Genomic DNA, 12,591 nt, shown 5'->3' with positions numbered 1-12,591 from the left:
TTTATTGCTGTTTTTAACCCTCAAATTCGGAGATATTGAAAAGGAAAGTAAAATATAATTTTATGAAAAGAAATTTAGCCTACGTACTCTTATTGTTGCTCGCAGCTGTAGCATCTTGCAGTTTTACGAATAAGACTTTTGAAAATGACGATAAGGACAAATTGTTGTTAGATTTAATAACCTACGTATTAGAAAAAGGGCATTATGAGCCAAAAGCGCTTAACGATGACTTTTCGGTACATGTGTTTGAAGATTTTATTGATGTAATCGATCCTACTAAAAGATATTTTATAGCATCTGATATTGCTGAATTCGAAAAGTACAAATATCAGATAGATGATGAAATCAAGAATACAGACATCACATTTTTCAATATAGTATATGAAAGATTGATGGAGCGTATGGACGATGCAAAAGGAATTTATAAAGAAGTTTTAGAAACTCCTTTTGATTATTCTGAGAATGAAAGCATCAGTATTAAATATGACGAAGAGCCATTTGCTGCAGATAGAAATGAGTTAAAAGAACGTTGGAGAAAGCAATTGAAATATGCAACCTTAGGTACATACGATTCTAAAATTTCTCATATGGAGAATGAGGAGATTGAAAGTACAGATGAGCATGATCATACTGCACATTCACAAAAAGAGGCAGAAGAAGAATCTAGAAAATCTACAGAAACTACTTTAGATGAGTTCTTTGATTTTGTAAATGATTTAGAGCGTAAAGATTGGTTTGTACAGTATATCAATACTATTGTCGATGAATTTGATCCACATACATTTTACTTCGCTCCAGAAGAAAAAGAGAAGTTTGATACCAGCATGTCCGGCAAGTTCGAAGGTATTGGTGCAAGACTTCAGAAAAAAGCTGAAGGTGCAAAAATCGTAGAAATTATATCTGGTGGACCGGTATGGAGAGATCAACGATTAGAAGTTGGTGACGAAATCATTAAAGTTGGTCAGAATGGTGAAGAGCCCATTAATATTGTTGGGATGCGTTTAGACGATGCCATTAAGTTAATAAAAGGTGCTCAAGGCACTATCGTAGATCTGACTGTTAAAAAAGTTGATGGTTCTTTAGATGTTGTTTCTTTAACAAGAGATGTTGTTGAGTTAGAAGAGTCGTATGCAAAATCTGCGAACATTATTAAAGGAGAAGAGAAATTCGGAATTATTAATCTTCCAAAATTCTACGTTGATTTTAATGATTACAGCGAAAGAAACGCAGCTACAGATGTCGCTAAAGAAGTAGAACGTTTAAAGGAAGAAGGCATGGAAGGTCTAATTCTAGATTTACGTGATAATGGCGGCGGATCTTTAAAGACTGTTGTTGAAATGGCAGGTCTTTTTATAAAGGATGGCCCAATTGTTCAGGTTCAATCAAAAGATAAAGGTAAAGATGTATATGATGATAAAGATGAAAGAATTCAGTGGGATGGTCCATTGGTAATTCTTGTAAACGAGTTGTCTGCATCTGCTTCTGAAATTTTAGCAGCTGCAATGCAAGATTATAAAAGAGCTATTGTAATTGGTAGTAAGCAGACTTTTGGTAAAGGAACGGTACAGAATGTTATTCCTTTAAACAACATGTTGCGTAGTAATGAGCACGGAGATTTAGGTGCCATTAAAATTACTACTCAAAAGTTCTATAGAATTAACGGTGGTTCTACGCAATTAGAAGGTGTTAAGAGTGATATCGTTGTTCCAGACAGATATAGCTATATTGATTTAGGGGAAAGAGATCAATCAAACCCATTAGGATGGGATAAGATTACACCTGCTGACTATAAAGCATGGGATGGTTATATTAACTATGAGAAAACTATTGCCGATAGCGAAAAGAGAATGTCAACTAGTCAACAAATTAAGTTGATAGAAGAGAATGCAAAGTGGTTAAAAGCTGAGCAAGATGAAACAGAGATATCCTTAAATTTTGATACTTACAAGGAAGAAAAAAATAAGGATAAAGAACAATCGAATTACTTTAAAAAGTTGACCGATTATGATTCTCAGCTTACGTTTAAGTCTTTAGGTTATGAAGAACAGTTGTTTACTAAAGATTCTGTTCTTCGTGAAAAGCGTAATAGGTGGCATAAAAATTTAGCAAAAGATGTTTACGTTGAAGAAGCTGTAAACGTATTAGAAGATTTAAAAATCAACAACATTAAGCAAGGTAAACTCGCTAGTGTCAAGAACTAGAATTCTATAAAAAGCAAAACCGCTACATAATTGTAGCGGTTTTTTTGTATTTATTTTTTAATACTTTATGAGTGCTCAAGTTTTCCAAATTTAGCCAATTCATTGTCATTGTTAGTGTTGCGTATTTTTCTACTTTGAATATAAGTAACAAACAATAATACAATGCATACTACTGCAGATGCTCCGTTACCATCTTTAATAGCTAAATGAGCAATAGCACCTAATGTGTAGTTCATAAAAAAACCAGCATACACCCATTCTAATGACCAGTGCGATTTGTTGGTAAAAATCATTAGCAAGCCTATAGATTGACACACGCCTAATATATGAATTAGATAAACAGGATAGCCAAGCTTTATAAATGTGGTTGATACTTCTTCGAAATTTACAATAGAATTGATGATTGAACCTATCACTGCGATGGCGAAAAGCCCTAATGCGATGTAATAAAAAGATTTTTGAGAATTCATAATAAGTAGGTTTTTATGTTATTATGTCTCAAAAATAAGTTCACCTATAAAAAAATGAAGTTTTTATAGGTGAACTGAAAATTGCTGTAGTTGAATGGAATATCTCTTTAGATAAACCGAATTACATGCTATTTTAAAAGCTTGTCGGCATGTAATTGTCTAAGTTTAGCCAACTTGGGGTTGATGACCACCTGGCAATAGCCTTGCTCAGAATTGTTTTTATAATAATCTTGATGATATACTTCAGCATCGTAAAATATACCTAAAGGACTCAATTCAGTGACAATAGGTTTTTCATATACTGCTTGCATTTCGTTCAATACTATTTTTGCTTTTTTCTCTTGTTCGTCATTTTGAAAATAAATAACAGAACGATACTGCGTTCCTGCATCGGCACCCTGCCTGTTTAAAGAAGTAGGGTCGTGGGTTGTCATGAAAATAATCAAAATATCTTCAAAAGATATTATAGTGGGGTCAAAAGTAACTTGAACCACTTCTGCATGACCGGTTAGTCCTGAGCAAATTTCTCTGTATGTTGGTCTTCCAGGAGCTTTTCCGCCTGTGTATCCAGAAACTACTTTATGTATGCCTTTCACTTCTTGAAATACTGCTTCGGTACACCAAAAGCAACCACCACCAACAGTGGCGATTTCTAAATTTGTGTTAGCCATTCGATTCCTCCTTTTCTAATTGCATAGATTCAGAATTAATGCAGTAGCGTAGCCCGCTTGGTTCTGGTCCATCAGGAAATATGTGTCCCAAATGCCCATCACATGTATTACACATCACTTCTACCCGTATCATACCAAACGATGTGTCCTTGTGGTATTTTATAGCATTCTCTTTAATAGGTTGTGTAAAGCTAGGCCAACCAGTACCAGATTCAAATTTAATAGTAGAATCAAATAATGGTGTGCCACAACATACACATTCATACTTACCAGCATCATGAGAAGTACAAAGCGCACCGGAATGCGGGGCTTCAGTACCTTTTTTTCGAGTAACTCTAAACTGTTCAGGTGTCAAAATCTCTTTCCATTCCTGTTCTGTTTTTTCAACTCTTTTGTCAGGTTCGGGGTTACCATTCACTGAGAAATGAATTACATCTTTCCAAGTTAACATCATAATTTTCCTTTCGTTTAGACTTTAATTACTAGGTATATTGGTCGGTAAATTACCTTGTATCTTACAAAATTACGGTAATTTTGGCGCATGGCATACCGTAAAGGAAATGGAACTGTTTATAGTCTTTTAATTCTTGTTTGCATAGTTGGTTTTTGGTTGTTTGAAAACTTTTATACTCCCGCAACATATTCTATTAGTAACGAAGGTGTTACCTCAAATGAGTTTCCAAAAGAATTACTGCCTTCGTCAACAACAGGTGAAATTGTAAACCATGAACATTTTACATTGTCTTATAACGAGCCTTATGAGCAAGCTGAATGGGTTGCGTATACCTTAAGTAAAAATCATTTGACATATGATGATAGAAAGCGTCCGTATTTCATAGAAGATCCTTTTGTCTCTTCTAAATCAGCAGATTGGCGAAATTATAAGGGTTCAGGTTATGATCGCGGTCATTTGGTACCTGCTGGTGATCGTAGGTTTTCGTTACAAGCGTATAACGAGACTTTTTATACAAGTAATATAAGTCCGCAAGACAGAGAGTTCAATGCAGGTATATGGAACGACTTAGAACAGCAAACAAGACGCTGGGCAAAGCAGTACGGAATTTTATATATATTTACAGGTGGCGTGTTAGAAAGTGGATTAGAAGAGATCGGACAAGAAGATGTTGATGTGCCAGACTCTTTTTATAAGATTATTGCTCGTAAAAAGGGAAATAAGATCTACACCTTATCTTTTTTAATGCCAAATAAACCTCAATTTACATCTTTACGTAATTTTGTAGTGTCTATTGATGAGATAGAAAAACAAACAGGTATAAACTTTTTTGCTGAATTACCAGAAAAGCAACAAAGCGCTTTTGAAGCAAGTAAGAATACAACGGGATGGAAGTTTTAGAAACTCTCCTTCAATCTGTTGGTATCTAATCGCAAGAAAATAAAAAGTAGAATAGTAAAGAATAGGAGTCCTGATCCACCATAACTAAAGAATGGAAGTGGAATGCCGATAGTAGGTAGTAGACCGATTACCATTCCTATATTAATAAAATAGTGAATTAGTAGAATGGAGATAACGCCATAACCATACATTCTGGCAAAAGCATTTTTCTGTCGTTCGGCTAAAGATATTAACCTTAGAAATAGCACGGTAAAAAGAATAATTACAGTTGCGGTTCCTAAAAATCCCCATTCTTCACCAACAGTGCTAAAAATATAGTCGGTGTCCTGTTCAGGCACGAAATCACCTTTAGTACGTGTGCCTTCTAAAAATCCTTTTCCAAAAAAACCACCAGATTCAATTGCTTTTTCTGATTGATAAGTGTTATAGCCAATAGATTTTCTAATTTGTTCTAATTTTTTAGGGTCTTTTTCTAATCGAAGCCATAAGCCAAAACGATCTCTATGGCGCTGCTCGAATACATTATTGAAAACAAAATTTACCGAAAGTGAGAATAGAATTACGGCTACACTAATTAGACTTAGCGGAACTACTGGAATTTTTAATGATTTTCGTTTTAAGGCATAAATAAGTATAATCATCAATGCCAAGCCTATTATAAGCCAAACAGTACCAAACATTAAGGTTATGATAAATACGAGGATCAGGCTCAATATAATCACTAAATAATATAATGGTAGCCCTTCTCTAAAAATTACAAAGATCATCGCAAAGAAAACCAATGCACTACCAGGATCTGGTTGTGGTATAATTAAAATGGCAGGTACAAGTATGATAAGAAGTGCATAGAATTGATCTTTTCTACGTTTAATATCTGTCTGTATATCGCTTAGGTATTTAGCGAGTGCAAGTGCAGTAGCTACTTTTGCAAGTTCAGAGGGCTGCAGGTTAAAAAAACCAAGATCGTACCATGATGTTGCACCGGCAATTGTTTTACCAAAAACAAATAGACCTATAAGCGAAACCATGGAAAGTAAGTAGAAGATACTCGAAAATCGTTCGTAAAAGTTTACCTCAAGGGCGAGTATAATTACTATGGCAACTAAACTTACACCTATAAAAAATAATTGCTTGCCATAACGTGTGCCAATATTGAAGATTGAACTTTGCTCATCAATGAATGTGCTAGAGTATATGTTGATCCAGCCAATAAGAACAAGTGCAAAATAAATAAATACACTTAACCAATCAATTCTTTTTAAGATGCTTCTACCAGACACGCTCGTTTATTTTAAACTCCTCCCCGCTGTAGGGTTTCGCGTATTCTGCTTCTAAGGTTTTTTCTAGCATTCTTTTTTCAAGGGTCTTTAAGGTGATTTCACCTTTAAGGTATTTTTCGATCATTAATGTGGCGATATGACCAGCGTATCTAGATCCAAAATATCCATTTTCTATATATACCGCTATCGCAATTTTAGGGTCATCGACTGGTGCGAATGCTACAAATACCGAGTGGTCTGTCAATTGTGTACGTACGCCATCTATTTTAGTAAAGTTTTCGGCGGTACCTGTTTTTCCGGCAACTTCAATACCAGGAATTTGTAACCATCTTGCTGTACCACTTACATAAACATCGGCCATACCTTGTACTACTGGTTCAAAATGTTTTGGGGCTATCGTAGTGTGTTTAGCCTCTGTAAATTTTGGTTCGGTGATATCTTTACCTTCTATTTTCTTTAAGATATGCGGAGTAAAATAATGACCTCTATTGGCAATTGCGGCCGTCATATTCGCTAGCTGTACCGGTGTAGCTAATATTTCACCTTGTCCAATAGAATTTGAGATGATATAAGAAGAACTCCATCTATTATCTCCGTACCATTTATCGTAATATTCTTTGTTAGGTATACGTCCTTTTTGTCCGAATGGTAGGTCGTAACCCAAATAGTCACCCAGACCAAAGCTTTTCATGTGTTTTTCCCACACATCCATAGCTTCATCAGTAGTATCGAACTTTTCATAAATTTTTCTGAATGCTCCCGCAAAATAAGCATTGCATGATTGCGATATTCCTTTATTCAAATTTCGTAAACCACCACCACAGTGACAACCTCTTTTTTTCTTGCCCACATAGAAGCCGTGGTAACACTGTATGGTAGTATTTTCATCTAGAGCACCTTCTTGCAATGCGATTAGTGCATTTAATGTTTTAAAAGGAGAACCAGGTGGTTGTTGCGCGTGAATAGAACGATCCCAAGTTGGGTTGGCTATAGTATCATTATATAGTTTCGTGTAGTTTTTAGAGCGCTCTCTTCCTACCAATAGGGCAGGGTCGTAGGTCGGTCCAGAAATCATGGAAAGAATTTCACCAGTTGAAGGTTCAATAGCGACAATACCACCTCTTTTGCCATTCATTAGCAATTCGCCATATTCTTGCAGCGTTTTGTCAATTGTGATGCTAATTTGTTTGCCCTGTTCAGGTAAAGTGTCAAGAATTCCTTCTTTATACGGACCAATATCTCTATTAAAACGGTCTTTTTGTATATGTTGTACCCCTTTTCTTCCTCTTAACAGGTCTTCGTAGTAGCGTTCAACTCCCGTTCTACCTTTTAGCTCACCTTGTACGTAATATTTGTTAGCTGCTAAATCACCTTCGTTGACTTCACTGATATAGCCTAGAACATTTGCCGCACTAGGGGTGTCGTAATAGCGCAAAGATCTTTTTTGAATATAAAACCCTTTGTACTTACGCATTTTTTCTTGAAGTTTGGCGTAATCTTGTTTAGAGAGTTGAGGTACCAAAACAGATGGCAGACGAGGAGAATATACTCTTGCTTTTCGTAGTTTTTCAATAAACTTTTCTTTTTCGATTCCTAGTAGTCCGCAAAATTCTAAAGTATCTAATGGTTTAACTTCTCTTGGGATTACCATCACGTCGTAAGCAGGGTCGTTACCAACTAAAAGATGACCGTTACGATCATAAATATAACCACGTTCTGGATAATCATATATTTTTTTTATAGCAGGGTCGTCTGTTAGTTGATCTGCAGAAAAACTGAATATTTGCAAATAGGATAGCCTTCCCAAAAAGGTAATTGCGATGACAACTATAATTAATGATAAAAGAATTTTTCTCATTCTTTTTTACTGCTGAATAATGTACTGAACAATATGCCTAAAATCAATGTGGAAATACTAACTATTAACGTTTTTTGTAAAATTAACAAGCTGTTTGAAAAGCTGAAAATTTCTAAAGTGAAGTATACCAAATGATGTATTATAATCAATAACGCTAAAAACGTGAATTGTTGTGCCTTTGTACTGTTGTTTAACTTAAAACTTTGAAATTCATAATTGACACCAAAGACAAAACGCATAATGGTTGGTCGAAGATAAGCTATGGTAACGGTAGCTGCTGCGTTTATGGCAAGTGTGTCAGAAAAAATATCTACGCATAGTCCTAAGAAAAAGCATAGAATTATAAAGGTAGTTCTATTTTGTTTGATAGGATACCAATACAAGAAAAGAATATATATGAGCGGATTTATGTAGCCAAAGAAATTCAGCTTATTAAATACTAGTACCTGTAATAGTACCAATAATATAAATCGGAGTACAATTAAAAATGAAGTACTATTAATCATTGGTTTCTGTTTCTGCTTCTAATTCTAAAACCTCTTTACGGTTTAAATTTTTAATGATATAAATATTGCCAATATTGGTCATATCATTAAAAAGTTCTACATCTATAAAATAGAAACTTTTCGAGTTATCTAAATCAAATCTTTTAATCGTACCAATTGGGATGTTTTCTGGAAAGATGCTACTCATGGCTCCCGTAACAATAGTGTCACCTATGGTCAGTGGTACCAGTCTAGGAATGTCAATTAATTGAACAACATTATAATCTGTAGTGTTTTCCCAAACTAAAGAACCAAAGTGGTTAGAGTTTTTGATTTTTGCGTTTATGTTCGATTTATCACTTAAAATACTCTGAACGGTAGAAAATTTATCTGATGTATTTTCAACGATACCTAAAATACCTTTGTCTGTAATAACGCCCATATCTTGTACAATACTATCATTTTTACCTTTATTGATGGTGATGTAGTTTCGCTGGTCAGCATAGCTGTTGTTGATGACACGACCTCTTACGACTTCGTACTCTATAGAAGTAGAATCTATTAGTGAAGGTGAAAGAACTACATTATTAAAGAGTTTGTCTCTAAGTCTTCTGTTTTCTTCAACAAGCTTTTTGTTTTCTTCCCTTAGGCCAAAATATGAAGTTACATTATCTGAAAAAGTGTAGATACTTCCTGAAATATAGTTGGAAGAATTTAAAAATTTAGATTGATGGTACGAATGCGATTGAAACGTAAAAATGCAAGAAATCAATAACAGAAAAAGGTAAAGTAAGAAAATCTTATACCTAATTAGAAAATTTATAATCTGTTGCATTCACCCCTGAATTTTTACTCGTTAATCGAGATTTAAACCTAACTGCCGTTAGGCAAGTTGCTTCTAGGAATTCCTAAAAGCGCTAACTTTTTTCATTTATAATAGTTCTTGAACTTTTTTTTAAAGGTTTTGTACTGTCAAGTTTCTAAGGTAATCCTATTGAAGTCGAGCTTCTTACTTGATCAATATACTCTTATAACGTTCTAGATTTTTAAGCGCTATACCTGTACCACGTACTACGGCACGTAACGGGTCTTCTGCTATATACACTGGCAGGTCGGTTTTTTGAGACAACCTTCTGTCCAATCCACGTAACATAGAACCACCACCTGCAAGGTAAATACCTGTGTTGTAAATATCGGCAGCTAATTCTGGGGGAGTCTGAGATAATGTTTCCATAACCGCATCTTCAACACGCAGAATAGATTTATCTAAAGCCTTCGCTATTTCTCTATAAGATATTTGAACTTGCTTTGGTTTACCTGTCAATAGATCACGACCCTGTACAGATTTTTCATCTGGTGGAGATTGTAAATCTTCAGTTGCAGAACCTATTTCAATTTTAATTGCTTCTGCAGTACTTTCACCAACGTATAGGTTATGTTGTGTACGCATGTAATAAATAATGTCATTCGTAAATACATCACCTGCAATCTTTACAGATTTATCACAAACGATACCGCCTAATGCAATAACTGCAATTTCAGTAGTACCACCACCTATATCAACGATCATGTTACCTTTCGGCTGCATAATATCTAAACCGATACCTATAGCAGCAGCCATTGGTTCGTGAATTAGATATACCTCTTTACCGTTTACACGTTCTGCGGATTCCTTTACCGCACGCATTTCAACTTCAGTAATACCAGAAGGAATACAGATGACCAAACGCAATGCTGGCGGAAACCATTTTTTCTTTAATGCAGGAATATTCTTGATGAACATCATCAACATCTTTTCAGATGCGTCAAAATCCGCAATTACACCATCTTTCAATGGTCTAATTGTTTTTATGTTCTCATGGGTCTTACCTTGCATCATGTTGGCTTCTTTACCAACTGCAATGATTTTTCCGCTAATTCTATCTCTGGCAACGATGGATGGGCTATCGACAACTACCTTGTCATTATGAATGATAAGAGTGTTAGCTGTACCTAAATCTATAGCTATTTCCTCGGTCAAGAAATCAAAAAATCCCATATGTGATATTTAAATTTTAGATAAAAGGGTGTATTTCATCGACAAAAGTAATGAAATTAATGCTTGAAATGACGTGTGCCTGTCATCACCATTGAAATTTTGTGTTCGTTGCAATAATCAACACTTAATTGGTCTTTTATAGATCCGCCCGGTTGAATAACACTGGTGATACCCGCTTTGTCCGCAATCTCCACACAATCAGGGAAAGGGAAGAAAGCATCACTTGCCATAACCGCTCCTTTAAGGTCAAAATTAAAGGTTTGTGCTTTGTGTATTGCCTGGTTTAAAGCATCGACTCTACTGGTCTGCCCTGTACCACTTGCACAAAGTTGTTTGTTTTTAGCAAGAACAATTGTGTTAGACTTTGTATGCTTACAAAGTTTAGATGCAAAAATTAAATCTTCTAATTCTTGATCGGTAGGGTTTGTGTTGGTCGCATTAGTAAGGTCGGCGACTGTATCTGTTTTATGATCTTTTTCTTGAAGAAGCATACCGTTTAAACAAGTTCTAACTTGCATCTCTGGCATCTCAACTTCATTTTGAATAAGGATGATTCTATTTTTCTTTCCTTTTAAAATTTCAAGAGCTTCTGCGTTATAACTAGGTGCTATAACAACTTCGCAGAATAATTTATGTATCTCTTCTGCCGTAGCTTTATCAATTTCTTTATTGCTGATAAGAACTCCGCCAAAAGCAGAAACAGGGTCACCGGCTAAAGCGTCAACATAAGCTTGGTGTAATGTTTCTCTTTGTGCTAATCCGCATGCATTGTTATGCTTTAGAATAGCAAAAGTAGGAGCATCGTTTTTAAATTCCAGCATCAAATTAACGGCGGCATCAACATCTAAAAGGTTGTTGTATGATAATTCTTTACCGTGTAATTTAGAGAACATAGCATCAAAATCCCCAAAGAAGAATCCTTTTTGGTGTGGGTTCTCGCCATAACGTAAAACCTTGCCTTCAGTCTCGCTTACTTTTAATGCTGCGATTTCATGGTTTTTATTGAAATAGTTAAATATAGCAGTATCGTAATTAGAAGAAACATTAAAAGACTTAGCGGCAAAACGCTTTCTGTCTTCAAGGCTAATGTTACCGTTGTCAGCAGAAACAACGTCAAGAAACTCTGCATAGTCTTCCATAGAAGAAACACAAGTAACATCCTTAAAGTTTTTTGCTGCAGCACGAATTAAGGATATTCCGCCTATATCTATCTTTTCAATGATATCTTGTTCAGAAGCACCACTGGCAACCGTTTTTTCAAAAGGATATAAATCAACAATAACGATGTCTATCTGTGGTATTTCAAATTCTGCTAATTGGGCAACATCACTTTCGTTGTCTTGTCTATTTAAAATACCGCCAAATACTTTTGGGTGTAAGGTCTTAACTCTGCCGCCAAGAATAGATGGGTAGCTAGTTACATCTTCTACAGGAACTACATCGATACCAAGATCGGTGATGAATTTTTCAGTTCCTCCAGTGGAATAAATAGTGATTCCTAATTCTTGAAATTTCTTTACTATTGGCTCTAATCCGTCTTTATGAAAAACTGAAATTAAGGCTGAAGACGCTTTTTTTACACTGCTCATTGTATGATGCTTAAATGTTTTTAATAAGCAAGCAAAAGTAATTTTTTTACAGCTATAAAATGAGCTAGTTTATCAACAAAAACACTAAAGTTTTAAAGAATTTTGGCTACCTCAAAGTTTATGAATTCTAAAAAGGTCTCATCTGCCTTCGTAAAAGGGTTGGGAGTGTTAGAATCGATGTCTATTTGACCTATGTTTTCGCCATTAACAAACAATGGCACAACAATTTCCGATTTAACGGTGATGCTGCATGCGATGTAGTTGTCTTGAGCTTGTACATCTGGTACAACAAAATTCTCGTTGCTTTCTGCTACTTGACCGCAAATACCTTTTCCAAAGGGAATAATAGTATGGTCTGTTGGAGCCCCGGCATAAGAACCTAGTTTTAATTCACGCTTGTCGCCATTCTTGAAATAAAACCCTACCCAGTCATAATGCGGTACTTCTGCTTTTAAAAGCTCGCAGATATCCTGCATTTTAGCATCGGGGGTTTTATTAGAATCAATAATAGAACTTACTTGAGGGCGTAGCGCTTCGAACATAATTTTTTTTACAAAAATACATATTGTTGTAATGTAATGGTGTGCGCTAAAACAAAAAATGAGGATGTTTTTAAACATCCTCATTTTTAAAACTAAAAATTAT

Annotated in this window: 12 protein-coding genes; 2 read left to right on the top strand and 10 right to left on the bottom strand. The window is 35.2% G+C overall.

The window, feature by feature from the left end; genetic code table 11:
- The first annotated feature begins 62 nt into the window (after window positions 1-62).
- Window positions 63-2,201, top strand: coding sequence for a carboxy terminal-processing peptidase (locus tag DFQ03_RS17045; RefSeq protein WP_133674445.1), 2,139 nt, complete (start codon window positions 63-65; stop codon window positions 2,199-2,201).
- A 65-nt stretch (window positions 2,202-2,266) separates the two neighbouring features.
- Here the strand turns inward: DFQ03_RS17045 and DFQ03_RS17040 are convergent, their stop codons facing one another.
- The 3 genes from DFQ03_RS17040 to msrB form a co-directional block, all read right to left on the bottom strand.
- Complete coding sequence (locus DFQ03_RS17040) at window positions 2,267-2,671, bottom strand: DoxX family protein (protein ID WP_133674444.1); 405 nt, start codon at window positions 2,669-2,671, stop codon at window positions 2,267-2,269.
- Between the two features lie 128 nt (window positions 2,672-2,799).
- Window positions 2,800-3,342 carry a peptide-methionine (S)-S-oxide reductase MsrA gene (msrA, locus tag DFQ03_RS17035; protein ID WP_133674443.1) on the bottom strand — a complete coding sequence of 181 codons (543 nt, stop codon included), beginning with the start codon at window positions 3,340-3,342 and terminating at the stop codon, window positions 2,800-2,802.
- On the bottom strand, window positions 3,335-3,793 hold the full coding sequence (gene msrB / locus DFQ03_RS17030; protein ID WP_133674483.1) for a peptide-methionine (R)-S-oxide reductase MsrB: 459 nt from the start codon (window positions 3,791-3,793) through the stop codon (window positions 3,335-3,337). The genes msrA and msrB overlap by 8 nt, the downstream gene beginning before the upstream one ends.
- 90 nt (window positions 3,794-3,883) lie before the next feature.
- On the opposite strand from msrB, the gene DFQ03_RS17025 reads away from it, so the two are divergent.
- On the top strand, window positions 3,884-4,696 hold the full coding sequence (locus DFQ03_RS17025) for a DNA/RNA non-specific endonuclease (protein WP_133674442.1): 813 nt from the start codon (window positions 3,884-3,886) through the stop codon (window positions 4,694-4,696).
- On the opposite strand, the gene rodA is transcribed toward DFQ03_RS17025, so the two are convergent.
- The 7 genes from rodA to DFQ03_RS16990 form a co-directional block, all read right to left on the bottom strand.
- Window positions 4,693-5,976, bottom strand: coding sequence for a rod shape-determining protein RodA (gene rodA, locus DFQ03_RS17020; protein WP_133674441.1), 1,284 nt, complete (start codon window positions 5,974-5,976; stop codon window positions 4,693-4,695). The two genes, DFQ03_RS17025 and rodA, sit on opposite strands and share 4 nt — an antisense overlap.
- Entirely contained in the window at window positions 5,966-7,834 is a 1,869-nt protein-coding gene (mrdA, locus tag DFQ03_RS17015) for a penicillin-binding protein 2 (protein ID WP_133674440.1), read from the bottom strand. Before mrdA ends, rodA begins: the two co-directional genes overlap by 11 nt.
- Window positions 7,831-8,340: a rod shape-determining protein MreD gene (mreD, locus tag DFQ03_RS17010; protein ID WP_133674439.1), complete on the bottom strand. Its 510-nt coding sequence runs from the start codon at window positions 8,338-8,340 to the stop codon at window positions 7,831-7,833. The genes mrdA and mreD overlap by 4 nt, the downstream gene beginning before the upstream one ends.
- The gene (mreC, locus tag DFQ03_RS17005) at window positions 8,333-9,154 is read right to left on the bottom strand and encodes a rod shape-determining protein MreC (protein WP_133674438.1); all 822 of its coding nucleotides are present in this window, start codon (window positions 9,152-9,154) and stop codon (window positions 8,333-8,335) included. Before mreC ends, mreD begins: the two co-directional genes overlap by 8 nt.
- Window positions 9,155-9,328: 174 nt before the next feature.
- The gene (locus DFQ03_RS17000) at window positions 9,329-10,357 is read right to left on the bottom strand and encodes a rod shape-determining protein (protein WP_027066022.1); all 1,029 of its coding nucleotides are present in this window, start codon (window positions 10,355-10,357) and stop codon (window positions 9,329-9,331) included.
- A 56-nt stretch (window positions 10,358-10,413) separates the two neighbouring features.
- Entirely contained in the window at window positions 10,414-11,946 is a 1,533-nt protein-coding gene (purH, locus tag DFQ03_RS16995; RefSeq protein ID WP_133674437.1) for a bifunctional phosphoribosylaminoimidazolecarboxamide formyltransferase/IMP cyclohydrolase, read from the bottom strand.
- Window positions 11,947-12,038: 92 nt separating this feature from the next.
- On the bottom strand, window positions 12,039-12,488 hold the full coding sequence (locus DFQ03_RS16990; RefSeq protein WP_133674436.1) for a GAF domain-containing protein: 450 nt from the start codon (window positions 12,486-12,488) through the stop codon (window positions 12,039-12,041).
- Between the last annotated feature and the right edge of the window lie 103 nt (window positions 12,489-12,591).

The organism is Maribacter caenipelagi, from assembly GCF_004364175.1.
Classification (GTDB): Bacteria; Bacteroidota; Bacteroidia; order Flavobacteriales; family Flavobacteriaceae; genus Maribacter; species Maribacter caenipelagi.
The sequence above is the reverse complement of the archived record's forward strand: the minus strand, read 5'-3'. Positions and strand labels throughout refer to the sequence as shown.

Coding starts and splice junctions, on each gene's coding strand:
- DFQ03_RS17000 (WP_027066022.1), bottom strand. CDS start 10,357: ATGGGATTTTTTGATTTCTTGACCGAGGAAATAGCTATAGATTTAGGT.
- DFQ03_RS17040 (WP_133674444.1), bottom strand. CDS start 2,671: ATGAATTCTCAAAAATCTTTTTATTACATCGCATTAGGGCTTTTCGCC.
- mreC (WP_133674438.1), bottom strand. CDS start 9,154: ATGCAACAGATTATAAATTTTCTAATTAGGTATAAGATTTTCTTACTT.
- msrA (WP_133674443.1), bottom strand. CDS start 3,342: ATGGCTAACACAAATTTAGAAATCGCCACTGTTGGTGGTGGTTGCTTT.
- DFQ03_RS17045 (WP_133674445.1), top strand. CDS start 63: ATGAAAAGAAATTTAGCCTACGTACTCTTATTGTTGCTCGCAGCTGTA.
- DFQ03_RS16990 (WP_133674436.1), bottom strand. CDS start 12,488: ATGTTCGAAGCGCTACGCCCTCAAGTAAGTTCTATTATTGATTCTAAT.
- mrdA (WP_133674440.1), bottom strand. CDS start 7,834: ATGAGAAAAATTCTTTTATCATTAATTATAGTTGTCATCGCAATTACC.
- msrB (WP_133674483.1), bottom strand. CDS start 3,793: ATGTTAACTTGGAAAGATGTAATTCATTTCTCAGTGAATGGTAACCCC.
- mreD (WP_133674439.1), bottom strand. CDS start 8,340: ATGATTAATAGTACTTCATTTTTAATTGTACTCCGATTTATATTATTG.
- purH (WP_133674437.1), bottom strand. CDS start 11,946: ATGAGCAGTGTAAAAAAAGCGTCTTCAGCCTTAATTTCAGTTTTTCAT.
- DFQ03_RS17025 (WP_133674442.1), top strand. CDS start 3,884: ATGGCATACCGTAAAGGAAATGGAACTGTTTATAGTCTTTTAATTCTT.